Source organism: Pseudarthrobacter sp. Y6, from assembly GCF_050156205.1.
Classification (GTDB): Bacteria; Actinomycetota; Actinomycetes; order Actinomycetales; family Micrococcaceae; genus Arthrobacter.
Window position 1 is genome coordinate 3,521,323 of record NZ_CP189574.1, and the last position, 24,237, is coordinate 3,545,559.

Consider the following 24,237-nt stretch of genomic DNA (forward strand, 5'->3'; position numbering starts at 1 on the left):
ACCTGGCATGAGCAAATTAAGAAACTAAAATGTGCCCTATTTCTCCAGCCGCTTGCCTAATGCGCACGCATGGGGCCGACTAGGACCAGCGCTCGACGTCGGCACGCATGTGGGCAAGCTGGGTCCTGAGCTCCGGCAGACTGCGCGCTGCCGTTTGCCACACAGTGTCGTTACGAATGGCCGCGTAGTCGTGGGAGAGCACGTTCCGGAGTCCGCGTATCTGGCGCCAGGGTATCGCGGGGTACTGATCACGCAGTGGCTCCGGGATCCGGTCCGCGGCAGCGTTCAGGTCAATGAAGATGGACTTCATGGCCTCGCGTGACCGCCAATTGTCAGGATCGTTGAAGGCGGGCTCACGCTCGTCCACGATCTGCTGTGCCCAGCCCAGCCGTTCCTCCATGTCGCCGATCAGCTGGAGGACCCTGCCTTCGGGGCCGTGGCGAGGGAAAAAGTCGGCGGCATGAACACTCCGGCAACCTGCCCGGGGACCCATTTTCGTGACACAAATGCGCCGGTACGGTGTTGTGCCTCGTCCCGGCCATAGACTGTTCACGCTCGGCCAAGTACTGGACGGGCACGAAATTCGGACACGAGTCGTTCCGATTCGTTGATCACGGTCGTGGGGGCATCGTTGATTTGCCCTCAGACCTGTCTCAGGTTGGATAGTGGGGGCGTCTTGAATCGTCAGCTTGGCAGTAAATACATTCTCGAAGACAGCATTGGCCGCGGCGCCATGGGTGAGGTCTTCCGGGGGCACGACCAACAGGGCACTGCTTTGGCATTCAAGGTGCTGCATCCGGACCTTGCCAGTGATGCCGACGTGGTGGGCAGGTTCGTTAAGGAACGCGGCATCCTGGAAGCGCTTAAGAGCCCCAACCTGGTGGGCGTTGTAGACCTTGTTGTTGAGGGCGCCACGCTCGCTATCGTGATGGAGCTCGTGGACGGGCCGGATCTCCGGTCATACCTCAGCAAGCGCGGAACCCTCACCCCGTCCGAAGTGTGCCGGATCGGCTCTGCCGTGGCCACGGGCCTGGCAGCCGTCCATGCCGCGGGAATCGTCCACCGAGACATCAAGCCGGAGAACGTCCTCATGAAGGACGCTGATGGCCGGGCCGTGCCCAAGCTGACAGACTTCGGCATCTCCTCATTGGTGGATACTGAACGCGCCCGCAGCACCATGCTGGTGGGAACCCCGCAGTACATCGCCCCGGAAGTCAGCGAAGGCCACGATGTCACGGCGTCATCGGACCTGTATGCCCTGGGCATCATGCTCTACGAGCTGGCCTGTGGTGTCACTCCCTTCGCCGGCGGCTCCGTGATGGCGGTGCTGCGCCGGCACAGCGATGTTCTTCCCGGCCGCCCGGACTCGCTACCGGACGAACTGTGGGACCTCATTTCGTGGCTATTGAATAAGCAACCAGGACAACGTCCTCCCACCGCCAAGCAGGTTGCCACCATCCTTGACGCGCTGGGCCCTTCCCTGGCCAACTACCCGCCGGGCAAAGTACTGACCGAACCGCCCCTGCCGGTGACCGGACTGCAGACCGGGGCCACCATGGCAGTGCCGTTCACCCAACTGCCCGCCACGTCGGCCCTTCCGCGCCAGGGCGCGCCGGACATGCCCGCCGCCCTGCCGCCCCTTCCACCGGCGCCCGCAGCTGCGGCCTCTGCGCCCGAGAAACCAAACAAGAAGCGGCGTCTGGTGATAATCGCCGGAATCGCGGTGGTGCTGGCTGTTGCCGCCGGCGGATTCACTGCCGTCAACGCACTGAACGGCGGCGGCAAGGACGCAACGGCAAGCGAGACCATAGCGGGGTCGCCGTCGGCCACCGCCACAAACACTGTTTCCCCCTCGCCCTCCCCGACAAGCACATCGTCCGCCAGCGCCACAGCCTCCGCATCGGCGTCCGTCGCCGGCTTCGTGAATGTGGTGGGCAAGCTCCTGCCGGACGCGCAGAAGACCCTGGGCAGCTCCGTGACGGTGCAGGTCGTGGACAAGTACGACGCCACCAAGCCTGACGGCACGGTCCTGGCGCAGGCAGCAGTGACCGGATCGACGTCGCGCGTTGAACTGACGGTGGCACGCTCGGAAGTAGTGGCGTACCTGGCCGACCAGGCCCCCGTCAGCGGCTCGTGGCGCAGCAGTTCCCAGGCAGCCACCATTTCAGGAACCACCTACGCCCACAGCATCGCAACCGATGTTTGCGGCTACAACTCCGGCGCCTCGGTTGAATACAACCTGGGCCGCAACTACCAGACGTTCAATGCCACCGCCGGCCTGGGAGACGGCTCAGAGGACAGCACCGCAGTGGTCCTGGTGGAAGTCTTTGCCGACGGCCGCAAGGTATCCAGCCAGTCAGTGGTCTACGGTCAGGCGTTCCCCATCACGGCTGACATGACGGACGTGCTGCGGATGAAGATCCAGTGGCAGCCCACCAGCTGCAACAAGAGCAGCGGCGAGGCGAGCCTCGCCTTAGGCAGCGCCAAGCTGTTGGGCCTGCCCGGCCGCGCGCCCGTACCGACTACGGCGCCGTGATGACAGCCGCCGGTACCCACCTTGAAGTCCGCTTCGGCGTCCGCTCCTGGGTACTTGCGCCCGGCGATTCAGCCCGGATCGGGCGGGGCACCGAGGTGGAAATCAGTGTTTCTGAGCCTTCGGTCTCGCGGATCCATGCGTTTGTCCATTACGACGATGGTTGGTGGATCCAGGACGAGGGAAGTGCCGCCGGGCTCTGGGTAGGCGGCCGGCGGGAGCCCCGCACCAGGATCGACGCCGCCACCTCCGCCCATCTGGGCAATCCAGAGTCGGGCGCCCCGGAGGTCACCCTGACCCTGCGCGCGCCCGAACGCGCGCCGGCCGCTTCCGCGGCCGGTCCTGCCCCGGCGATGCTCACGGCAGGGACTGTGCGGCTGGGCCGCGGCGCGGGGAACGACGTCGCGATCTCCGATGTCCTGGCCTCGCGGAACCACGCGGTCCTTCGGCCGGCCGGGAAACAGATCCGGGTTGAAGACCTGGGCAGCCTCAACGGCACCTTCCTCAACGGCCGGCGCGTTTCCGGAGAGGCCACCGCCCAGCCCGGCGACCGCCTCACGATCGGCAACACCGACTACCGGATCACCATGGCCGGCTCGGCCCTGACCGTCGAGAAAGTTCCGGATGGGGAAGGCCTGCGGCTTGATTCGGTGGGCTATGAAATCCGCGACGGACGCAAGGCCAAGGCCCTGCTCCGGGATGTGGACTTCGCCTCCGCGCACGGGCGCCTGCTGGCCGTCATCGGCCCGTCGGGCGCCGGCAAGTCCACGCTCATGAGCGTCATGACCGGTGCCAACCGTCCGACGTCGGGCAGTGTCCGTTTCGACGACCAGGACATCAACAAAAACTACGAAGCCCTCCGCACCCGGATCGGGTTTGTCCCGCAGGAAGATATCCTGCACCGAACCCTGACCGTCCGGCAGGCCCTGGAGTTTGCCGCGCGGCTCCGGTTGCCCGCGGACACAACCGCCGAAGAACGACGCGCCCAGATCGACAGTGTCCTGACGCAGCTGGGCCTGGTGGAGCACGCCGGAACGAAGGTCAGCAGGCTGTCCGGCGGCCAGCGCAAGCGCGCATCCGTGGCGCTGGAACTGCTGACCGAACCGTCACTGCTGATCCTGGACGAACCAACGTCCGGGCTGGACCCGGCCATGGACAAACAGGTCATGGATACCTTGCGGCAGCTCGCCAACGCAGGGCGCGTGGTGGTGGTAGTAACGCACAACGTGGCCAACCTGGGGGTCTGTGACCAGGTGATTCTCCTGGCCAAAGGCGGCTTGCCCGCCTACGCGGGGCGTCCGGACACCATCCTGTCCCACTTCAAGACGGCCGACTGGGCCGGCGTGTTCAAGAAGGCCTCCGAGGAAGCGGACGAGCTCTATGGAAACTTCCGTACACTGAATCCTGCCGGGCCCAGAGTCCACCCGGAGCCCTCGGAGACGGCCGCAGCACCACCGGCAACGGTTGCTCCCCCGACGTCCCGCCTCCGCCAATTGCGGGCGATCATCACCCGGCAGCTGTTCCTGCTCTGGGCAGACAAGGGCTACTTCATCTTCCTGACGCTGCTGCCCATTGTCCTGGGCGGCCTTGCGCTGGTGGTTCCGGGCACCAAGGGATTCGGGACGCCGACGCTCAAAGAAATAGGCGAACCGAGCCAGCTCCTGGTGGTGCTCATTTTCGGATCTGCCTTTATGGGAATGGCACTTTCGGCACGGGATCTAGTGAGTGAAAGGGCAATTTTCAGGCGCGAAAATGCGGTGGGTTTGCGCCCGGCTCCATATCTTCTTGCTAAATCAATTGTTTGCACCGCGGTGTGCCTTATTCAGTCCGCGGTCATGACGGGAATTGTCCTGGTTGGAAAGCCCGCGCCCGACAATTATCTGGTGACCGATATTCCGGGCCTGGAGATCTTCTTTGCCATTGCCCTGACGGCCTGCGTGTGCAGTTTCCTGGGGCTGGCCATGTCCGCCTGGGTTCAGACCTCGGAACAGGTGATGCCGCTGCTGGTAGTCACTGCCATGGCCATGCTTGTCCTCGCTGGCGGCCTGATTCCCGTCACAGGCCGGGCAGGCCTGGAGCAGGTTTCATGGTTCTCCCCCACCCGTTGGGGCTTCGCCATCGGCGCTCAGTCCATCGACCTTAAGTCCCTGGTGCCCACCACCGAGGACGACTGGCTGTGGACCCACTCACTGAAGCGCGCAGGGCTAGCCACCGGTGCCCTGCTGGCTTTAGGGGCCCTCTCCTGGATCCTCGCCTGGGCGCGGCTGGCGAAACTCCCGCGGAACAACGGGTAATTGACGTCCCAACTGGCCATGGGACTCACGCCCTAGCCGCAGGCCACCGTCGACTCCGAATTGGTGCTGGGATTCATGACCTTAACGTAGGCGCCGGACTCCCCCGCCCTCGCCAGGCACGCACTCGCCGCGGTGGTGTATGGACCGCTGTAGACGCCATAGATGCGCGTGCCGTCCTTCGAGACCTGGTTCAGGGCGCTGCAGCTTCCTTCGGTGACCAGGTAACGGCTACCCGGATGGGTGTCAAGCGATGCCTGTATCTCAGAGGCGTACGTGCCGGGGGTTATCGCCGAGTAATAGAAGGTCAGGTACTGGCCATTGCACGGCACGAGGTCCACGGGAATGGCCAGACCGAGATCCAGGCTGGTGTTAGCGGGCGGGGCGGTTTCTGCCACGGGCGGCGGGCTGGTGATGACGGGTGCCATCTGGAACGTCGGCGTGGCAGTGGCGCTGGGTGAAGCGGCGGAAGACGTTGCGGACGCTGAAGCCGTGGCTGGGCCGGAGCCGGAGACTGTCGGTGCGCCACTGGACGGCGCCGCCCCATCGATCCCGGCCAGTGCGGAGAGTGACGGGATGAAGATGACAGCCGCCGCCCCCGCAGCCGCAAGGAGCAGCAGCCCCGCGGAGATGAGCAGCGCTGTCCGGCCCCTTCGCGGCCCCCTGCTGCCGGGCGGCACCCCGGCAGGAGAACTCGCAGGAGGAGGCGGCGGAGGTGGGGGCAGCTGCGACGGAGGTGGGGGCAGCTGCGACATCGGGTGATCCTTAGGGTGCTGTGGTGACGATTGAGGGGTTGCTGGCCAGCCACCCCGTGAGGGATTCGGTCAGCCTGACGTAGCCGTCAGCGTTGGGATGCAACAGTTCCTGCGCCGCGCTTTGCTTATGGGCGGCGTCAATGAGCGCCGTTGGCAGAACGGTGTGGACATACGGTTCCGGGTCACAGGCTCCATGCCCGGCAAGGGCGTCCTCGGTAGCCGGGACGAACCTGATGTCCGCGTAGGTTTTGGCTGCTTCCTCAGCCGCTGCGCGGACAGAGTCATTCAACGCCGCGATGAGCGCACGGGCAAAAATGGCTTCTGCAGGGCTGATCCTGCCACAGCCACCCGATGCACCTTCGCCGAGCAATTGAGGGTAGGCGGGGGCCAGGACGGTTTTGCCGTCGACCCGGTCCGCCACGCGGCGGTATGCGCCCGCCAGCGCGTCCGTCAGGGCTCCGGCAGAGCGGAGCGCTCCCGAAGTGAACGCTCCGTCGGAGGTGCAGTCGGCGTCTGAAAGGACGCACTCATTGAAGATCTCGGCGAAGCGGATGTCGTTGCCGCCCAGCATCACCAACGTAATGTCAGGGGTCTCGGCGGAGGTCGCCTCAAACTGGGCCGGTTCGGCGCGGGCGTTGAACTCGGCGTGCTGCTGCCCAGAATCCAGGTTTCGGATGATGGCCCGGGAACATCCTGCATTGGTGACGTCCGCGGCCGTCCCGGAAAACCAGCCAGCGGCGCTCCTGTGACAACGCTGGTGCGGCTGGTCCGTGCCACTGAAGTAGCTGCCGGCACCTTCACCCGCCGCCAGGGAATCCCCCAGCAGCATGATGCTCACCCCGGCAAAGGCGTCGGTGCCCGGCGCTGGCTGAACGGGCTTGGATGGGGAATCAGTGGCTGTAACGGCCGCGGTAGGCCCTGCCACGATGGGGGTGGCGGGAGCCACGACCTGTCCCAGCCCCGTGAGCGCAGCAACGGTGGCCGCGGCAAGAATTGCCACGGCCACCGAGGCTGGCCGTTTTTTCACTCCCGACGCTGCGCCAGGGCTGCGTCGATTTCAGGATCCCGCTGCTCGGCCAGCCATGTGAGGAGAGCCGGATACGCTGCAGGGTTGCCGGCGATCAGGGCCCGGGCCTGCGGATACTGCGCAGCGATCTCGTAAAGGCGGGCGGGCGGCGATGCGGGATCGGCCGACTCGGCCAGGATCCGTGCCAGTTCCTCGTCCACCTGCACCACTGTGCCCCCACCCTGCATCGCCGGCTCGCTGCCGGGGGCGCTATGGACCTCGGGGGCCGGCTGGAAGGCGTCGCTCGGCTGGTAGGTGACTTCCGGCGTCGTGCTTTCCGGCTGGCTCCACACGGGTGCGGGATTCTCAAAGGTGAAACCGCTGTGGCCGCCGTGATCGGCAGCCCGGAAGGCTTCCCGCTGGGACGCGGACCCAAACATCGACAGAACCAGGGCTGCCGGGAGCGCAAAAGCGACCAGCAGGCCCAGCGTACCGTTCCACACCATTTGGGAAGTGGCAGCCATGATGACAATGACGAGGCCGAGGATGAAGAGCACCGCGGCGTAACCGGCCGTTACGAGGTAGGACTGCCTGGTGTGCTGGTTCAGGGCAGATTTTGCGACGAAGCCGCCCACCGCGCCCACGACTGCCAGGAAAATGACCACCACCCAAGGGACCGTGTTGGCGGCCACGCCGTAGCCCGCGTACGTTGCGTAGGAAATCAGCACGAGCGCCGAGACCACCACGAGCAGGCCCAGGACGATGACCGCGAGGGTTGTAAGCACGCGGGTCCTCGCCAGGGCGCCGTTGGAGTCCCGCGGTTCGGCGTGGGTGCAGATCCTGGCCACTGAAGGAGACGCTGCCAGTGCTCCGAAGGCCAGCCAGAAGAAGACACTGAGCCCGGGCGAGAATGCCTGGAAGATAAGTGAGACCACAGTCACAGCCGGGATGAGTGCCAACAGCGCCATTCCAGTCCCTGCCACGCCAACGCCGAGTCCGATGAGCCGGCGCAGGTTGTGCCCGCGGCTTGCCCCGATAGCGGTCCACACCAGGAGGGCCACATTTGCTGCTGCCAGCAGGACCGTGGCAAGCGTGCCTGCCCATTCGCCTGACGCCACCAAGGCCATCCGTTCAATGAACTGGATCACGGAGAGCACACCGACGAGAACGGCGAAGCCGAGAAGCGCGATGCCCCACCTCTTGTCCGTGGTTGCGTCCGCCGCTGCAGATCCCAGCTCCGCGCGGCGGGGTTGGGCCGCCAAGATCGCCCCGGCGAGGCCAAATGCCATGGCCGGACCCAGGCCGCTCCTGTTGATCAATTCCAGGATCAGGTAGACCACCACCAGCACAAAGTACGGGGCGTTGGCGGCCAGCCGGGCCAGCTGCGTCCTTCGGTAATCCCAGGCCTGCCCGAAGACCCCGGACCGCCACAAGTATGGGATGGCGACGCTGAACATGCTCACCAGCGTGATGAGGATGACGTCGATCCTGGTGGCGGCGACGCTTCCGGAGGGGGTGGTGCCGTAAGTCCAGACCATGAACATGGAGATCAGGAGCAGGAAGACCGCCAGACCATCCCGGACGTAATCGGACACGGGTACCGAAGCGAACGCGCTTGACGTCACGCGGGGTGCTGGATGGTGGCTCTGGTGGGGGTTCCCATTCGGGGACTGCTGGGCTTGGGGCTGTTGCGGCTGGGCCTGTTGCGCTTGGGCCTGTTGCTGCGTTCCGCAGGAGGTGCAGAACCGTGCGCCGGGCGCAAGCTGGCCTCCGCAGTTGGTGCAGTAAGACATGACTGCCTTTCAGTGGTTGGTGGACTTGCGGGAGCGGCTGTTTCGCCGGCTACTGGTTCTCAAAGGACATGTCGAGGTATGCATAGCCCGAGAAGAAGCTCTTGGAGGATGTCGACTCCACATCCAGCATCAGGGTGTGGCTTCCCACGCCCACAGGAATGCCCGTGCTCTTCCCGACAGTGGGATCAACGTCATAGGTTTTTCCGTTGATGGTGGCCACGATCCTGATGCCGGAGCTTGTGCCGGAAGACGGTTTCAGCAACAGCGCGCCGGCCCGGTCTGTGGGCACGGTGACGCTATAGCTATTTGACGACGACGAGACGTATGTGCTGGAAACGGTTGTGCTTCCGCTGATCGTTGCCGGCTCCACGTATTCCAGGATGTTGATCTTGCCCTTAAGCCCTGCGGTTTTGCCGTCCGTCCGGGCCGCATCCCGGAATTCGCTCCCCGCCCAGGCGATTACCTTGTAGTCACCCGGTTCGAAGGTGACGGAGTTGTAGTCGCCGGTGGAGACGCCTCCCTTTTCCTCCTTGCCGTCGGCGGTAAAGAGCCTCACCGCACCAAGGGTGGACTTGCTCTCCAGCTGCAGCTTGGTGGCCTTGTCCAGCTTGAGAGTGGATATCGCGTACCCGGCATTGTTAAAATCAAGGTCCTTGGACTCGCCAAGGCTGATCGAACCGGAGGCGGCTTGCGAACGCGCCAGGCTGCTCACAGCCAGTGACTGCTCATGTGTGAGGCTGTTGACGGCACTGACCAGGTGATCGGCCGCAGAGTCCAGGAGGCTGACCCTCCATTTGCCGTCCTCATTCACCGTGGTCAGGGCAAATTTGCCATCGTGCGAGAGGAGGGCGCTCACCCAGTTGATCTCGCCGTAGCCGTAGCCGTTGCTCTGGTAGGCCGAGCCGTTGAGGCAGTTGCCATCCTGGCTGGAGGAACTGTTCTTGAAGCACTTGTCCGTCAGAGTGAACTTGTCACTGCTGCCTGTGGAGACGTTGATTTGACTGACGTAGGCCTGTGCCCGGTTGCCTTCACGGGGACCTTCAGTGAAGTCCACGTTGCCAAAGGAGAACCTGGAACTGGAGCCCGTGTTGAAGTTGTTCCACAGATGTCCATAGAGGTAGAAAATGTTGGCTTCGTCCTTGACCATGAACGGTGCAACCTGCGAAGCACTCTGCGATTGGGACGCCTGGACAGCCGATTTGGCTGCGCTCTGCGGGTTATCGCCGTCTGTCTGGCTGGAGGCCGGGATGACGCCGCGCGGTGTTCCCTGGTAGCTGTTGACAGCCTCCAACACTGAACCGACCAGGTTCACATACCAGCGCCCGTCCTTCTTGGTCGCCAGCAGCGACAGGCCGGAGTTGGACGGCCCGAGGTCACTGATGTCCAAGGTCTGGTCTGTGACCGAAGCATTTTCAAAGTTGTCCACAAAGGAACGAATGGCGCCCTTGGTCTGGGCCGGATCCACGTGCAGTTTGACCTCGCCGCTGCTGATGTGAACCACTGCAACGTCCTCGGACACCTGGCTGACGGAGGGGTTGATCCCCGAGAACGTCACATCCACGCCGTCGAAGACGAGCTCCGAACCCGCGTCCGCGCCGTCCTTCGCAGCAACGGACTTGGCAGCGTCGGTGATGCCCTCATCCTTGACCTTCTTTACAACTGCATCCTGGACGCGCATCACCGCGTCACGCTCATGGGGCGACACCATGGTGAAGAGTCCAACGAGGTCCTTGTTGGTCACGGCCTCGATGGACTTCGTCACGGCCTGCTCAGGCGTGTCTGCTCCACCCCGAAGGATATTGGTCAGCACAATGGCGCCCACTACACCCGCGATGGCGAGCACGCCAAGGACAGATAGCAGGACCGTCAGGCGCCGCGACAGCTTGAAAGACTTGCGCGGCGTCCTCGGCAGGGGCGCGGGGGGAAACGCAGCTCCCGGATTACCCTGTTCAGTCAGGAGGACTCGGGAACCGCACGACGCACAAAACTGCGCTTCTGGTGCTACCGCCGTTCCGCACGACGAGCAGAATCCCGCGGCACCGCCCGGTGTGCCATCCTTCGTGGATTCACTAAATATCGTCTGTTCCAAAGCATTCCCCCAAATGTTTTATGTGTCTCCATAGAAACTTCGATGGAGATTTATAAGTCAGAGCTTAGATTAGAGGGAGCGTGCCGTACCCGCAAGCCAGTACCCACATATGAACAGTGATATTTCAAGTCAATACAAAAGCAGAGGGAATAATGAGCCTTTCAGGACTGTTCCAGCCACTTCCCCGCGCTGCCTCCGCAATCAGGTAATACAACGAACAAGCAGTCCTAAAACAAAACTGAAAAATAGCCAAGCTTTTCCACAAAAGCCGGGTAACCGACGTCGTTCGTTCACTGGAACCGATCTGGCTCCGGACCGAGATTTCGGCAGGCTCAAGCACCGGGGTCCCGGACAGCTCGACCACCGTAGAATAGCGGCATGACACCGCAGGAGCTGGCCAACCTGGCCCACTTGCGCCGGGCCCGTGACCTGATCGACCGCGACTACGCCCGGCCGCTGGACGTGCCCACCATGGCCGCCGGTGCCCTCATGTCAGCGGCGCACTTCTCCCGCCAGTTCAAGGCCGCCTACGGTGAGACGCCGTACAACTACCTCATGACGCGGCGGATCGAACGCGCCATGGCGCTGCTGCGCGCCGGTGCCAGCGTGACCGATGCATGCATGGAGGTGGGCTCCACGTCCTTGGGTTCGTTCAGCTCGCGGTTCACCGAGATCGTCGGCATGACGCCCAGCGCCTACCGCGCCCGCGAACACCACGCCGTGAAAGCGATGCCCACGTGCATCGCCCGGCAGCACACCCGGCCCGCCCGGAAGCCGAGCAGGATTGAAGAAGCTTCTTCCTAGCCACTCCCCTAGCGTGGGAGTTATGAACATTTCATTGAAGTACGCACACGTCACCGTTAACGATCTCGATGAGTCCCTCGCGTTCTACCGCGACGCCCTCGGCTTGGAAGTCAGGAACGACGTCGGCTCGGACGGACAGCGCTGGGTCACCCTTGGCAGTGCCGCCCAGCCCGACCTCGAGATCGTCCTGTCCCCACCGCACGCCGGCCGCTCCCAGGCCGACGGGGACGCCATCCAGGAGTTGCTCACCAAGGGCGTTATGCCCATGCTCGTGTTCAGCACAGACGATCTCGACGCCGCGTTCGAAGCTGCCCGGGCCTCCGGCGCGGAGGTCCTCCAGGAACCCATCGTCCAGCCCTGGGGCCCGCGCGACTGCGCCTTCCGCGACCCGTCCGGCAACATGATCCGCATCAACCAGGGCTGATTTGGGCGGCCGGTGGTCGAGCTTGCCGGGCCTGGGACGCGCAAAGTCGTTTTCGACGCGGATATTCCTCTACGCAGTCCAAATTCCGGGTGCGCCAGGGTAGGTGTAGGTCGGAAACGAACAAGCGCGTCGCCAGGACTTCTCCACATAGCGGCACCTACCCCTCCCGCCGAGGGTGCGCAGCTGGCAACTTCGGTATATGACAGACCTTCCGCCGCTGTTCCTGTCCCGCAACCGCGTCCTTCACGGACTGACCCCGAATGACCTTACCAAGCGCGTAACGGCCGGTTCCCTGGTCCGCGTCCGGCACGGCGTCTACACGGACGGGCAGGTCTGGAAGGGACTGAAGCCGTGGGAGCAATATCGCCTCCGCGTCCAGGCAGCTGCGGAAACGTTCGAGAAACCCACGTTCTTCGCCAGGCACTCCGCCGCCAGCGTGTGGGGAAATCCCACCATCGGCCCGAACCACCCGGTCCAGGCCCTCACCATGAAGAACGACGGCGGCCGGTCACGTGCTGGAGTCAGCCGCCACTTTGCTGCGCCGGCAGGTCTGATGGTGGTCCGGCGGGAGGGCCTGCTCGTCACCGGCCGCATCCGCACTGTCCTGGACCTGGCGGCGTACACGCCTTTCACCGAAGCTGCCGCACCCCTGGACCATGTGCTTCGACCAGACCGGACCCTGCGGCTGCCTGCCGTGACCAAGGCTGAACTGGAGGCAGGTATCGGATCTGTGTATTCCGCTGCTGCGGGGCGAAGGGTCCTGACCGCCGTGGCTTTCGCGGACCCTATGTCCGGTTCCGCAGAGGAGTCCTACAGCCGCGCACTGATCCATGTGGCCGGCTTCGAAGCCCCGGTCCTGCAGCAAGCCATCCACGACGAGGCCGGCCTGGTGGGCTACACAGACTTCTGTTGGAAGCAGGCCAGGGTTGTCGGCGAATTCGATGGTGTGGAGAAGTACGTCAAACCCGAGTACCTCAAAGGCCGGACCTCGTCGCAGTCAGTGGTGGAGGAAAAGAAGCGCGAATCCGCGCCTGGGTTCAACGTGGTGAGGTGGGATTGGGCCGATCTGATGGAGCCTGGGAAGCTGGAACGCAAGCTGGCAGCGGCTGGCGTGCCCCGCCGTCGTACGCGTTCCGCGGTTTTCGACGCGCAAACCCGACCGTGACGCGCATATTCCCTGGCGCCCCCGATATTTGGGTGTCGACAAGGAATATGCGTAGCGCCAGGACCGACGTCGGCACCCAGGCCGGGTGCCGACGTCATACGTTCAGCTCGCGACTGCGGCGCCGGCGAGCCGGAGCCAGGTGTCCACCACGGTGTCCGGGTTCAAGGAGACCGAGTCGATGCCTTCCTCGACCAGCCACTCGGCGAAGTCCGCGTGGTCGCTGGGACCCTGGCCGCAGATGCCGACGTACTTGCCGCGCTCCTTGCAGGCCTTGATGGCCATGCTCAGGAGCTTCTTGACGGCAGGATCGCGTTCATCGAAGCCGCCCGAGACAATCGCGGAATCCCGGTCCAGGCCCAGGGCCAGCTGGGTCATGTCATTGGAACCGATGGAGAAGCCGTCGAAGTAGTCCAGGAATTCGTCCGCCAGCAGCGCGTTGGACGGAATCTCACACATCATGATCACCTCGAGGCCGTTCTCGCCACGGACGAGGCCGTTCTCCGCCAGCAGTTCGATGACGCCGCGGGCCTCATCCAAGGTCCGCACGAACGGGATCATCAGCTTGACGTTGGTCAGCCCCATCTCGTTGCGGACGAAGGACAGGGCCTCGCACTCAAGGTCGAAGCAGTCCCGGAAGGACGGCTCCAGGTACCGGGAGGCACCGCGGAAGCCGAGCATCGGGTTCTCTTCGTGCGGCTCGTAGGCCGGTCCGCCGATCAGGTTGGCGTACTCGTTGGACTTGAAGTCGGACATGCGCACAATCACCGGCTCCGGCGCGAAGGCCGCCGCGATGGTGGACACGCCTTCGGCCAGACGCTTGATGTAGTACTCGCGCGGGCTGTCGTAGGCGGCGATCCGTTCCCGGATTTCCGCGGCCACGTCCGCCGGCTGGCTGTCCAGGTTCAGGAGCGCCTTGGGGTGGATGCCGATCTGGCGGTTGATGATGAACTCCAGCCGGGCCAGGCCCACGCCGTGGTTGGGCAGCTGCGCGAACGTGAACGCCTGCTCCGGGGTACCCACATTCATCATGACCTTGACCGGGGCCTCGGGCAGCTCGGTGATGGCGGTTTCCTCGACGCTGAAGTCCAGGAGCCCTTCGTAGATGGTGCCGGTCTCGCCGTCGGCGCACGAGACGGTCACCTCGAGGCCGTCCGTGAGGGAATCCGTAGCACTTCCGGTGCCGACGACGGCGGGAATCCCCAGTTCCCGGGCGATGATGGCCGCGTGGCAGGTGCGTCCGCCGCGGTTGGTGACGATGGCGGAGGCACGCTTCATGATCGGTTCCCAGTCCGGGTCGGTCATGTCGGCGACGAGGACATCGCCGGTCTTGAAGGCGGCCATCTGGTCGATCGCGGTGAGGATGCGGACGCTGCCGGCACCGATGCGCTGGCCGATGGCGCGGCCTTCGGCCAGGACCCGGCCGGTCGCGTTGAGGCGGAAACGGCTGAGGCTGCCGGCGGCCCGGCGGGACTGCACGGTCTCCGGGCGGGCCTGCAGGATGTACAGGCCGCCGTCGGTCCCGTCCTTGCCCCATTCGATGTCCATGGGGCGGCCGTAATGGTTCTCGATGGCGACGGCGTGCCGGGCGAGCTGCTCGACGTCGTCATCGCTGAGGCTGAAGCGGTTCCGCAGCGAGGCCTCCACCGGCACGAAGTCGATGGTGCGGCCGATCTCCTGGCTGTCCGTGTAGGTCATCTGGAGGGCCTTCTCGCCCAGGCCGCGCTTGAGGATGGCCGGGCGGCCGGCCTGCAGCGCGGGTTTGTAGACGTAGAACTCATCAGGGTTCACGGCGCCCTGGACCACGGCCTCGCCCAGGCCGTAGGAGGACGTGACGAACACGGCGTCCTGGAACCCGGACTCGGTGTCCATCGTGAACATAACGCCGGAGGCCCCGACGTCGGAGCGCACCATCCGCTGGATGCCCGCCGAGAGTGCCACCTCGGCGTGTTCGAACTTATGGTGCACGCGGTAGGCGATGGCGCGGTCGTTGTAGAGGGACGCGAACACATCCTTGATGGCGATCAGGATGTTCTCGATGCCGCGGACGTTCAGGAAGGTTTCCTGCTGCCCGGCGAAGGAGGCATCCGGGAGGTCTTCCGCCGTTGCGCTGGACCGGACGGCCCAGGAGAGGTCCTCGGATCCCCCGTGCTTGTCCACCAGCTGCTGGTAGGAGTTCCGGATCTGCGCCTCGAAGTCCGGCAGGAAGGGCGTCTGGCGCATCAGCGCCCGGATCTCCTTGCCCGCTGCTGCCAGGGCCGTGACGTCATCGGTGTCCAGGCCCACCAGCCGGTCCACGATCTTCTGGTCCAGGCCCGAGTCAGCCAGGAAGCTGCGGTAGGCGTCGGCTGTTGTGGCGAAGCCGTCCGGAACCTGGACGCCGGCAGAGGTCAGGTTCTGCACCATCTCACCGAGGGAGGCGTTCTTGCCGCCTACCCGGTCCAGGTCCTTGAGTCCGAGTTCTGAGAACCACAGGATGTCTGTCGTCATAATTGCTGCTCCTTCGCAGATGATGGCATGCCTTGGCGCCGCCCCGCTCGCGGCTGTGGCCGGTTGGTGGGCGCGAATCCTGTCTACAGTGACAGGTCCGGGGCGCTCTTTCCAACATGATGTGCGCCACACCAAGCTTGTGAAATTTTTCCCTAATGTTTAAGGTTCATCCGCTGCAGGATGGTGGCGGCCATTTCCTCCACGGACACGGTGGCCGAATTCAAGTACGGGATCCGGTGGGAGACGTACAACTGCTCGGCACTGCGCAGCTCGAAGCCGCACTGCCGCAGCGACGCGTAGGGTGAGCCGCGGCGCCGTTCGGTGCGGATCTGGCTCAGCCGCAGGGGGTTGGAGGACAGCCCGAAACACTTCTCAACAAAGGGCCGCAGCGGCTTAGGCAGCCCTTCCCGTTGAAAGTCCTCATCCACCAGCGGGAAGTTCGCGGCGAAGATGCCATGTTGTAGCGCCAGGTACATGGTGGTGGGCGTTTTTCCGCAGCGGGACGGTGCCACCAGGATGACCTGTGCCTTTTCCAGCGCCCGCAGGCTCTGGCCGTCGTCATGTTCCATTGCATACTCGACGGCGGCCATCCGGGACTGATAGCGCTCCGCGTTGCCCAGGCCGTGGGCCCTGCCGGGTTCAGCGCTGGCCTGGGAACCGAGGGCCTGCTCCAGCTGTCCCACATGCATCCCGATAAGATCCACGATGATCCCCCGGCACGTTGCAATGGCCTGTCTGATGTCGATGCTGACGGCGGTGGAAAAGACGATGGGCCGCGGGCCGGTGGCCACCAGCTTATCGATGGTTCCCACCACGGTCCTGGCCTGTTCGACGGTGGTAATGAACGGGACCGTGATGCGGTCAAAGTTATTCGCGGGGAACTGCGTCAACAAGGTATTGCCGAGGGTTTCCGCGGTGATGCCGGTGCTGTCCGAAAGGAAGTAGACAGGCCGAATCTCGTCATTGGTCATGAACGCATTCTCCACCGGGTAGCCGACACGGAAAAATCACCCGGTAGAAACACCCCGGCGACCACATCGAGGCGTGGCACAACGGCAAGCTTTTCCACAAAGGCCGGGTGACCGACGTCGTGCGTTCACTGGACCTGATCTGGATCCTGGACGCGAGGACCGGCACCCGGAAGCTGCTGGACCCGGATGCTCTGGAGATCATCAAAGTGGCGGCCCCGCAGGCGGCCGGCTAGCTTGTGAGCGCCCGCGGTTCGGCCTAGATTTGGGCATGACCAATTCGCCCGAACATGAACTGATCCTGGAGCTGCAGGACCTGATTATCGGCACGGGATCGGTGGCTGACTTCCTGGGCGGGTTCGCCATCATCGCCGCGGCCGCATTGAGCCGCTCCACTGGCGCAACGGTGGAATGCGGAGTCACGCTCAAGCGCGTCAGGAAAACCGCAACGGTCGGCGGGAGCACTGAGCGCGCCATCCACCTGGACCGCATCGAACAGGATGTGGGCGACGGGCCCTGCATCGCAGCGTTGCGAACGGCGACCCCCGTCCTGCTGGCCGACGTCCGCACTGACCCGCGCTGGCCTGCCTTCCAGGAACGGCTGATCGCGGAGGGCATCCACAGCGTCCTCGGCGTCCCCCTTGAACTCGGCGAAAATGCGGCGGCAGTCCTGAACTTCTTCGCGCCGGCCACTGGCGTATTCACAGAGGAAACCATCAGTGAGGCAGCCAGCTTCGCCGACGTCGCCGGCCGTGCCGTCCGCCTGGCCGTCAGGGTGGGAACCGCCGAGAGCGTCGCGGATGACCTCAGCGCGGCGATGATGAGCCGCACAGCCATCAACCTTGCCGGCGGGATCATCATGGCCCAGAACCGTTGCAGCCAGGCCGAGGCGATGTCCATCCTGATGAACGTCTCCAGCCACCGGAACCAGAAACTCCGGGACGTGGCCGACGAGATCGTCCGGAAGGTCTCAGGCGAGGAAGCCAGCACCTACTTCGACATGTAGTGCTCGGTTAGTGTCAGCAATGCGGACCCTCCAAGCGTTCTGTTCGCCGGCCAGCTTCTTGCATCCACCGGGTCGCGGATCTGCTGCCAACCCTGCGATGGACGCCCACGCCTAGAGTTCGGCCTGAAGCTCAGCCAGGCTCACTCGACGGCCGTCGTCCTCGGCTTTGGCAGCACGGAACTCGGCGAGATCCGCGGCGTCCTCCAGCTCCTCCAGGCGCGCGAAGTCCTCAACGCCGATCAGGAAAGCCACAGGCTTACCGTGGCGGGTGATGCCTGCAAAAGCGAGTACTCACTACTCGTGTGCCAGCCGGTTGGGGCTTTTACGATGAGGGCGTACCGACACATGAGGACTGGGGCATGATGATCGATCAACAGGTGGACTGGCGCGCCTCGGGCGTCCTGCTGGATATCCGCGGACACTCGGAAGCGGCATCGGCGTGTGCCTTGGCCCGGATCGCGGCGTCCGCCGTGAGAGACATTGCCGGCTCCCCCGTGGAGAGCACAGTAACGCTCGTGCGGCCGGACGGGACGCCCTTCACAGCGGCCACCACCGACGGCGCCGGCGGCCTTTCCCGCTGGGACCAGCTCGCCGGACGGGGCCCCACGTCGAGGGCACTGGACGGCCGCCTGACCATCTTTCCCAACGACCACGGCCGGGACACGCGCTGGCAGGAATACCCGGCCAGTCTCAGTGCCGCCGGGTTCCGATCAGCCGTCGCCGTGCCGTTGAAGCTGGAGCATGGCTACCGGGCCGCACTGACGGTGTATTCGGCGGAAACGAACGTGTTCACCCCGGTTGCCGCCACCCAGGCACTGGCTTTCTCCGAGGTGGCGGCCAAGAGCTTGGTCCTGGCACTGCAGGTCAGGGCCGGTCTGGCCCATTCCGCAGAGCTCCGCGCAGCCCTGGCCAGCCGCACCGCAATCAACACCGCCTGCGGCATGATCATGGGCCAGAACCAGTGCTCCTACGAGGCAGCGTTCCAGATTCTCACCCTCGCTTCGAACCATCGGAACCTGGCCATCCGCGACGTTGCCGAAGGGATGCTGCGCACCCTGCCCGGCGTCGTTCCGGCCACACACGTCCAGCAGCGCGCCTGAGCCGGCTCCCGCCGTCGAGCCCTACCCTGCCTCCGAACGGTGGCGCCCCACCACACTCCCCCGAATGCAGGTCGCAGTAGATGTCGTTATGAGGGCTCATAACGACATCTACTGCGACTCAGTTTGGTGGGGACGCGCAGGGACGGTCAGCGCAGAACCACTGTGCGCCCGCCGTCGAGCATTACCCGGCCTTCACAGTGCCACCGGACCGCGTTGCTCAGCGCCTTACACTCAGCGTCGCGGCCCACGCGCACCAGGTCATCGGCCGTATACGTGTGGTCCACGTCGATGACCTGCTGGGCGATGATCGGTCCCTCATCCAACTCCGCGTTGACGTAGTGCGCCGTGGCGCCCACGGTTTTCACCCCACGGTCGTAGGCCTGGTGGTACGGCTTGGCGCCTTTGAAACTCGGCAGGAACGAGTGGTGGATGTTGATGGTCCGGCCCGTCAGCTGGGCAGACAGCTCATCGCTGAGAACCTGCATGTAGCGGGCCAGGACCACCAGTTCCACCTCGAACTCATCCACGAGCTCCAGCAGGCGCGCTTCCTGCGCCGGCTTGGTCTCCTTGGTGACCGGGAGGTGGAAGAACGGGATGTCATGCCACTTCACCAGTTCCTCGTGGTCCGTGTGGTTGGAGACCACGGCCACGATTTCCACCGGCAGATCGCCCGTGCGGGCCCGGAACAGCAGGTCGTTGAGGCAGTGCCCGAACTTGGACACCATCACCAGGACCCGGCGTTTGCGGCCGTGCGGCTCCAGCTGCCAGTTCATGGCCCACTCAGCGGCCAAGGGCTCGAAGTCCCGGCGGAGATCTTCAGTGCTGAAGGCCGTCTTCCCGGCTGCGAAATGCACCCGCATAAAGAACTGCTGGGCCTGGCGGTCACCGAAGTGCTTCGTGTCGATGATGTCGCAGTCGTGATCCAGCAGGTACCCGGTGATGGCGTGGACGATGCCCGGGGACTCCGCGCAGTTGACCGTCAGAACGTGTTCGGAGACCACTTAGCTCTCCCGCGAAGCCTTCGCATCGGCCAGGGCCTTCTCGTCGGCCACTGCCTTCTCGCCAGCGAGGTCCTTCTGGAACTCCGCGTAGCGGGCCAGGTGGGCCGGGCGCTTGCGCAGGATGAACCAGGCGACGCCGAGGATGATGAACCAGGTGGGGGTGACCAGGAGCGCCACAAGCGTGTCCGGCTGCGTGGTCAGTGCCCACAGGACGAAGGCGAAGAACGCGAAGACCACCCAGACCATGGGGATGCCGCCGGGCATCTTGTACTTGGACGCGTCGTGCAGGTGCGGCCGGCGTGAACGGAACTTCAGGTAGCTGGCCAGGATGATGGACCAGACGAAGACGAAGCAGACGGCGGAGACCGTGGTGACCATGTCGAACGCCTTGCCGATGTCCTTGCCGGCGTACATCAGGATGATGCCGGAGAGCAGCAGGATGCAGGAGAGGAACAGTGCGTTCTGCGGGACCTTGCGGCGGGACAGCTTGCTGAACGCGGTGGGGGCGTCGCCCTCCTGGGCCAGGCCGTAGACCATGCGGGAGGTGGAGTAGATGCCGGAGTTGGCCGAGGACATGGCCGAGCTGAGCACCACGAGGTTCACGATGGTGGCTGCGGCGCCCAGGCCGGCGAGGGAGAACATGGCGATGAACGGGCTGTGGCCGGCCTGGAACTGGGTCCAGGGGGTCACGGACATCAGGATGATGAGGGCGCCTACGTAGAAGAGCAGGACGCGGATGGGGATGGAGTTGATGGCCTTGGGGAGGTTCTTCTCCGGGTCCTTGGCTTCGGCTGCGGTGGTACCTACGAGTTCAATGCCAACGAAAGCGAATACGGCGATCTGGAAGCCTGCAACAAAGCCCATGAATTCGTTCGGGAACATACCGCCGTGGCTCCACAGGTTCGTGAAGGTGGCAGGGCCGGCGTCGGACTGGAAGCCACTGAAGATCATGAACAGACCCACAATGATCAGCGCCGCGATGGCGATGATCTTGATCAGCGCGAACCAGAACTCGGTCTCACCGAACGCCCGCACCGTGGCGAGGTTCAGGACCAGAAGGATGATCACTGTGGCGATGCCCGGGATCCACAGTGGCACACCCGGCCAGAGTTCCTCGGAGTAGGCGGCGATGGCGATGACGTCCGCGATGCCGGTGATCACCCAGCAGAACCAGTAGGTCCAGCCCGTGAAGAAGCCGGCCCAGGGGCCCAGCAGGTCAGCGGCGAAGTCGCTGAAGGACTTGTAGTTCAGGTTGGACAACAGCAGTTCGCCCATGGCCCGCATGACGAAAAACAGCATGAAGCCGATGATCATGTAGACGAAAATGACGGACGGGCCGGCGGCCGAGATGGTCTTGCCGGAACCCATGAACAGGCCCGTACCGATGGCGCCGCCAATGGCGATCAGCTGGATGTGCCTGTTGCTGAGCTGCCGCTCCAAGTGGGGCGTGCCCGGGGTAGTGACGGTTTTAGTGCTCACGTGCTGCTCCTCGAATCAATGCTGGCTGGAGTGCCATTGTGGAAGACGCGGCCGCTTCGTTGGGGACCGCATCGAGGTTGTTGAAGCTGTAAAGATGGATCCCTGCGATGCCGGGCTGGTTTTCGAGCCCGGCCACCAGGGTGTGGGGTGAGTAGCGGTCGCCGCTGAGCAGCTTGCGCGCCAGCGTTCCTTTGCTGCTGAGGAACTTCAGGGAACTTCCGACGCCGATCTGCGTGGCCAGTGCCAGCAGCCTGGTCCGCGGGACGGACCCCGCCACGCCAGCCCAGACGGGCAGATCCACGCCTTCGCGGCGCAGGAGCGCCGTGTAGTCGAGGATTTTGGGGGCGTCGAAGCACATCTGGGTGACAACGTGCGTGGCCAGGTGTTTCTTGTCCTGCAGGGCATCCAGCAGGTCCAGGGCGGCCACCGTCGGATGGCCTTCCGGGTAGCCGGCCACGCCTGCGCGCATCCGGCCGCCGGTGTACTGGGCGATGTCCTCGAGCAGCGGGAGGGCTGAGTCGTACGGTCCGGCGGGCTGCTTCCGGTCGCCGCCGATCACAAACACCTCGCCGATGCCGGCACCGTCACACTCGCGCATGATCCGGGTCAGTTCGGCCCGGTCGTGGATGCTGCGCGCGGCCAGGTGCGGGATGACGGTGTAGCCGAGGGTGCTCAGCTCCACCGAGGTGCGCATGGTCCGCTCGATGCCGTGGTGCGGCAGGCAGGTCATAGTGAGCGTGGTGGTCAGCGGAACCAGCGCCTGGACCTGGTCAACGATCCCGGTTGAGGGGATGATTTCGATTCTTGTAGGGAACATCTTCGGTCCTTTCCTGATCTCGGGCGGTCAGCTGGCGTGTGCGGCGAGCAGTGAGCTGGCTTCCTGGCGGGTGCTGCCGGAGGACTCGATGTGGGCGAGTTGGGCGGGGATTTCCCAGCCCTTCTTGCGCATCGCGGTGGCCCAGAGCCGGCCGGCACGGTAGGAGGAACGGACCAGCGGCCCGGACATCACACCCAGGAACCCGATCTCCTTGGCCTCGTCCTGGAGGTCCACGAACTCCTGGGGCTTGACCCAGCGGTCCACCGGCAGGTGCCGCTCGGACGGGCGCAGGTACTGGGTGATGGTGATCAGGTCGCAGCCGGCCTCGTGCAGGTCCCGCAACGCCTCGGAGATCTCCTCACGGGTCTCACCCATGCCCAGGATCAGGTTGGACTTGGTCACCATGCCCAGCTTCCGGCCCTGGGTGATGACATCCAGGGACCGGTCATACCGGAACGCCGGACGGATGCGCTTGAAAATCCTGGGGACGGTCTCGACGTTGTGCGCGAAGACCTCCGGCTTGGAATCGCAGATCGCCTCGATGTGCTCGGGCTTGCCGGAGAAATCAGGGATCAGCAGCTCCACGCCGGTGCCCGGGTTCAGCTCGTGGATCTTCCGGACCGTCTCGGCGTACAGCCACACACCCTCATCGGCCAGGTCATCACGGGCCACCCCCGTCACGGTGGCGTAGCGCAACTGCATGGCCAGGACCGAGCGGGCCACCTTGGTCGGTTCGAACATGTCCACCGGGGAGGGCTTGCCCGTGTCGATCTGGCAGAAATCACAGCGCCGGGTGCATTCGGACCCGCCGATCAGGAACGTGGCTTCCTTGTCTTCCCAGCACTCAAAAATGTTCGGGCAGCCGGCCTCCTCACACACCGTGTGCAGGCCTTCCTTCTTGACCAGGTTCTTGAGCTGGACATACTCAGGACCCATCTGGACCTTCGCCTTGATCCACTCCGGCTTCCGCTCCACAGGTACTGCAGAGTTACGCTGCTCAACACGCAGCAGCTTCCGGCCTTCTGGTGCCAGTGTCATCAGTTCTCTTCCCTTAGCATTCCACTACGTTGACGGCGAGGCCGCCCATGGCCGTTTCCTTGTACTTGGAGCTCATGTCCCTGCCGGTCTCGCGCATGGTCACGATCACCTCATCCAGGGACACCCGGTGCGTACCGTCCCCCCACAGGGCCATCTTCGCGGCGTTGATGGCCTTCGCCGCCGCGATCGCGTTGCGCTCGATGCACGGCACCTGGACCAGCCCGCCGATCGGATCACACGTCAGGCCCAGGTTGTGTTCCATCGCGATCTCCGCAGCGTTCTCCACCTGCTGGGGTGTCCCGCCCATGACCTCGGCGAGGGCACCGGCCGCCATGGACGACGCCGATCCCACCTCGCCCTGGCAGCCCACCTCGGCACCCGAAATGGACGCCTGTTCCTTGTACAGCACCCCGATGGCACCGGCCGTGAGCAGGAACTTGACGACGACGTCGTCGCGGTCTTCCTGCGTGGCCTTGTCCATGCCGGGTGCGAAATGCAGTGCGTAGTACAGGACTGCCGGGATGATGCCCGCAGCGCCGTTGGTGGGTGCTGTGACCACCCGGCCGCCGGACGCGTTCTCCTCGTTCACTGCCAGGGCGATGAGGTTCACCCATTCCTGCCAGTACTTCGCGTCCCGGTCCTTGTCCTCCTTCTCCAGCCGCTCATGCCAGTCGGGAGCACGACGTCGGACCTTCAGTCCGCCGGGCAGCAGCCCCTCACGCTTGAGGCTGGTTGCCACGCACTCCTCCATGACGGAGTAGATGTGCAGCAGGCCTTCGCGGATTTCCTCCTCGGACCGGGACGCACGCTCGTTGACGAACATGATGTCGCCGATGGACAAACCCTTGGACTGGCACCGGCCCAGCAGCTCCGCAGCCGTGCGGAAAGGAAGCGGCAGTTCCTTCTTGGACTCGTCCAGCTCCTTCAGGGCCGCGTCCTCTTCGCCCTCGCGGACAATAAAGCCCCCGCCGACGGAGAAGAACGTGGCCTTGTGCAGGACTTCGCCTTCAGCGTCCGTCACCGTGAACGTCATGCCGTTGGTGTGCCGGGGCAGGACAGTGAGCGGGCGCAGGACCATATCCTTGACGCCGTAAGGCAGGGGGACGGAACCGGCGAGCTGGAGAGTGCCTGTGTCGGCGATCGCGGCGAGCCGCTCCTCCACCTCGGCCGGCAGGATCTTTTCGGGGTGGAAACCTTCCAGGCCCAGCAGGATCGCCGTCATGGTGCCGTGGCCGTGGCCCGTCGCCGCCAGCGAACCGTACAGGTCCACCCGCAGCCCAGCCACCTTGTCCAGGCTGCCGGAGACCTTGAGCTCCTCGGCGAACACTGCGGCGGCGCGCATCGGGCCAACGGTGTGCGAACTCGACGGCCCGATCCCGACGGAGAACAAATCAAAGACTCCAACGGCCATGTGCGTTTCCTAACTAACTAATTCTTCGTGACCAGTCAGGAGTTTTTGTCCAGATAATGGGCCTAAACGA

General features: G+C 64.5%; 21 protein-coding genes and 1 pseudogene. 8 read left to right on the forward strand and 14 right to left on the reverse strand.

Annotated features, from left to right (window positions below):
* Positions 1–79: 79 nt before the first annotated feature.
* The gene (locus ACQCSW_RS16875; RefSeq protein WP_426987691.1) at positions 80–493 is read right to left on the reverse strand and encodes a HepT-like ribonuclease domain-containing protein; all 414 of its coding nucleotides are present in this window, start codon (positions 491–493) and stop codon (positions 80–82) included.
* 183 nt (positions 494–676) lie between these two features.
* Between ACQCSW_RS16875 and ACQCSW_RS16880 the strand changes: the two genes are divergently transcribed.
* The gene (locus ACQCSW_RS16880; RefSeq protein WP_426987693.1) at positions 677–2,536 is read left to right on the forward strand and encodes a protein kinase domain-containing protein; all 1,860 of its coding nucleotides are present in this window, start codon (positions 677–679) and stop codon (positions 2,534–2,536) included.
* Entirely contained in the window at positions 2,536–4,827 is a 2,292-nt protein-coding gene (locus ACQCSW_RS16885; protein ID WP_426987695.1) for an ATP-binding cassette domain-containing protein, read from the forward strand. The genes ACQCSW_RS16880 and ACQCSW_RS16885 overlap by 1 nt, the downstream gene beginning before the upstream one ends.
* Positions 4,828–4,859: 32 nt before the next feature.
* Here the strand turns inward: ACQCSW_RS16885 and ACQCSW_RS16890 are convergent, their stop codons facing one another.
* The 5 genes and pseudogenes from ACQCSW_RS16890 to ACQCSW_RS16910 all read right to left on the reverse strand — a co-directional run.
* A complete protein-coding gene (locus ACQCSW_RS16890; protein ID WP_426987697.1) occupies positions 4,860–5,504 on the reverse strand; it encodes a hypothetical protein in 645 nt (214 codons plus the stop codon).
* 85 nt (positions 5,505–5,589) lie between these two features.
* Complete coding sequence (locus ACQCSW_RS16895; RefSeq protein WP_426987699.1) at positions 5,590–6,579, reverse strand: GDSL-type esterase/lipase family protein; 990 nt, start codon at positions 6,577–6,579, stop codon at positions 5,590–5,592.
* A 23-nt stretch (positions 6,580–6,602) separates the two neighbouring features.
* A complete protein-coding gene (locus tag ACQCSW_RS16900; RefSeq protein WP_426987701.1) occupies positions 6,603–8,210 on the reverse strand; it encodes a hypothetical protein in 1,608 nt (535 codons plus the stop codon).
* A 217-nt stretch (positions 8,211–8,427) separates the two neighbouring features.
* Positions 8,428–10,221: a hypothetical protein gene (locus tag ACQCSW_RS16905; protein ID WP_426990746.1), complete on the reverse strand. Its 1,794-nt coding sequence runs from the start codon at positions 10,219–10,221 to the stop codon at positions 8,428–8,430.
* Between the two features lie 126 nt (positions 10,222–10,347).
* Positions 10,348–10,467 (reverse strand): annotated as a pseudogene (locus ACQCSW_RS16910) (zinc-ribbon domain-containing protein); the annotation flags it as partial.
* 378 nt (positions 10,468–10,845) lie between these two features.
* On the opposite strand from ACQCSW_RS16910, the gene ACQCSW_RS16915 reads away from it, so the two are divergent.
* The 3 genes from ACQCSW_RS16915 to ACQCSW_RS16925 all read left to right on the forward strand — a co-directional run bounded on the left by ACQCSW_RS16915 (position 10,846) and on the right by ACQCSW_RS16925 (position 12,860).
* On the forward strand, positions 10,846–11,271 hold the full coding sequence (locus ACQCSW_RS16915) for a helix-turn-helix transcriptional regulator (protein WP_426987703.1): 426 nt from the start codon (positions 10,846–10,848) through the stop codon (positions 11,269–11,271).
* 22 nt (positions 11,272–11,293) lie between these two features.
* On the forward strand, positions 11,294–11,695 hold the full coding sequence (locus ACQCSW_RS16920; RefSeq protein WP_111906859.1) for a VOC family protein: 402 nt from the start codon (positions 11,294–11,296) through the stop codon (positions 11,693–11,695).
* A 199-nt stretch (positions 11,696–11,894) separates the two neighbouring features.
* Positions 11,895–12,860 (forward strand): hypothetical protein, encoded by a 966-nt coding sequence (locus tag ACQCSW_RS16925; RefSeq protein ID WP_426987705.1) that lies wholly within the window; start codon positions 11,895–11,897, stop codon positions 12,858–12,860.
* A 102-nt stretch (positions 12,861–12,962) separates the two neighbouring features.
* Here the strand turns inward: ACQCSW_RS16925 and ppsA are convergent, their stop codons facing one another.
* Entirely contained in the window at positions 12,963–15,347 is a 2,385-nt protein-coding gene (gene ppsA, locus ACQCSW_RS16930) for a phosphoenolpyruvate synthase (RefSeq protein ID WP_426987707.1), read from the reverse strand.
* Positions 15,348–15,499: 152 nt separating this feature from the next.
* Complete coding sequence (locus ACQCSW_RS16935) at positions 15,500–16,318, reverse strand: pyruvate, water dikinase regulatory protein (RefSeq protein WP_426987709.1); 819 nt, start codon at positions 16,316–16,318, stop codon at positions 15,500–15,502.
* A gap of 107 nt (positions 16,319–16,425) precedes the next feature.
* Here ACQCSW_RS16935 and ACQCSW_RS16940 point away from each other — a divergent pair, with 107 nt between their 5' ends.
* Both ACQCSW_RS16940 and ACQCSW_RS16945 read left to right on the forward strand, forming a co-directional pair.
* The gene (locus ACQCSW_RS16940; RefSeq protein ID WP_426987711.1) at positions 16,426–16,551 is read left to right on the forward strand and encodes a hypothetical protein; all 126 of its coding nucleotides are present in this window, start codon (positions 16,426–16,428) and stop codon (positions 16,549–16,551) included.
* A 35-nt stretch (positions 16,552–16,586) separates the two neighbouring features.
* Positions 16,587–17,321, forward strand: a complete 735-nt coding sequence (locus ACQCSW_RS16945) for a GAF and ANTAR domain-containing protein (RefSeq protein ID WP_426987713.1) — start codon at positions 16,587–16,589, stop codon at positions 17,319–17,321.
* A 111-nt stretch (positions 17,322–17,432) separates the two neighbouring features.
* Here the strand turns inward: ACQCSW_RS16945 and ACQCSW_RS16950 are convergent, their stop codons facing one another.
* Entirely contained in the window at positions 17,433–17,594 is a 162-nt protein-coding gene (locus ACQCSW_RS16950; RefSeq protein WP_426990722.1) for a type II toxin-antitoxin system prevent-host-death family antitoxin, read from the reverse strand.
* Positions 17,595–17,680: 86 nt separating this feature from the next.
* On the opposite strand from ACQCSW_RS16950, the gene ACQCSW_RS16955 reads away from it, so the two are divergent.
* Positions 17,681–18,421, forward strand: coding sequence for a GAF and ANTAR domain-containing protein (locus tag ACQCSW_RS16955; RefSeq protein ID WP_426987715.1), 741 nt, complete (start codon positions 17,681–17,683; stop codon positions 18,419–18,421).
* 146 nt (positions 18,422–18,567) lie between these two features.
* Here the strand turns inward: ACQCSW_RS16955 and purU are convergent, their stop codons facing one another.
* The 5 genes from purU to ACQCSW_RS16980 are packed head-to-tail and all read right to left on the reverse strand — an operon-like array spanning position 18,568 to position 24,167.
* Positions 18,568–19,422, reverse strand: coding sequence for a formyltetrahydrofolate deformylase (purU, locus tag ACQCSW_RS16960; protein ID WP_426987717.1), 855 nt, complete (start codon positions 19,420–19,422; stop codon positions 18,568–18,570).
* The gene (gene cycA / locus ACQCSW_RS16965; protein ID WP_426987719.1) at positions 19,423–20,901 is read right to left on the reverse strand and encodes a D-serine/D-alanine/glycine transporter; all 1,479 of its coding nucleotides are present in this window, start codon (positions 20,899–20,901) and stop codon (positions 19,423–19,425) included.
* Entirely contained in the window at positions 20,891–21,718 is an 828-nt protein-coding gene (locus ACQCSW_RS16970; protein WP_426987721.1) for a methylenetetrahydrofolate reductase, read from the reverse strand. The genes cycA and ACQCSW_RS16970 overlap by 11 nt, the downstream gene beginning before the upstream one ends.
* 27 nt (positions 21,719–21,745) lie before the next feature.
* Positions 21,746–22,756, reverse strand: coding sequence for a lipoyl synthase (gene lipA, locus ACQCSW_RS16975; protein WP_426987723.1), 1,011 nt, complete (start codon positions 22,754–22,756; stop codon positions 21,746–21,748).
* Positions 22,757–22,769: 13 nt separating this feature from the next.
* Entirely contained in the window at positions 22,770–24,167 is a 1,398-nt protein-coding gene (locus ACQCSW_RS16980; RefSeq protein ID WP_426987725.1) for an L-serine ammonia-lyase, read from the reverse strand.
* Between the last annotated feature and the right edge of the window lie 70 nt (positions 24,168–24,237).

Coding starts and splice junctions, on each gene's coding strand:
- ACQCSW_RS16935 (WP_426987709.1), bottom strand. CDS start 16,318: ATGACCAATGACGAGATTCGGCCTGTCTACTTCCTTTCGGACAGCACC.
- ACQCSW_RS16915 (WP_426987703.1), top strand. CDS start 10,846: ATGACACCGCAGGAGCTGGCCAACCTGGCCCACTTGCGCCGGGCCCGT.
- ACQCSW_RS16945 (WP_426987713.1), top strand. CDS start 16,587: ATGACCAATTCGCCCGAACATGAACTGATCCTGGAGCTGCAGGACCTG.
- ACQCSW_RS16920 (WP_111906859.1), top strand. CDS start 11,294: ATGAACATTTCATTGAAGTACGCACACGTCACCGTTAACGATCTCGAT.
- ACQCSW_RS16955 (WP_426987715.1), top strand. CDS start 17,681: ATGATGATCGATCAACAGGTGGACTGGCGCGCCTCGGGCGTCCTGCTG.
- ACQCSW_RS16925 (WP_426987705.1), top strand. CDS start 11,895: ATGACAGACCTTCCGCCGCTGTTCCTGTCCCGCAACCGCGTCCTTCAC.
- ACQCSW_RS16970 (WP_426987721.1), bottom strand. CDS start 21,718: ATGTTCCCTACAAGAATCGAAATCATCCCCTCAACCGGGATCGTTGAC.
- lipA (WP_426987723.1), bottom strand. CDS start 22,756: ATGACACTGGCACCAGAAGGCCGGAAGCTGCTGCGTGTTGAGCAGCGT.
- ACQCSW_RS16885 (WP_426987695.1), top strand. CDS start 2,536: ATGACAGCCGCCGGTACCCACCTTGAAGTCCGCTTCGGCGTCCGCTCC.
- ACQCSW_RS16980 (WP_426987725.1), bottom strand. CDS start 24,167: ATGGCCGTTGGAGTCTTTGATTTGTTCTCCGTCGGGATCGGGCCGTCG.
- ppsA (WP_426987707.1), bottom strand. CDS start 15,347: ATGACGACAGACATCCTGTGGTTCTCAGAACTCGGACTCAAGGACCTG.
- ACQCSW_RS16875 (WP_426987691.1), bottom strand. CDS start 493: ATGGGTCCCCGGGCAGGTTGCCGGAGTGTTCATGCCGCCGACTTTTTC.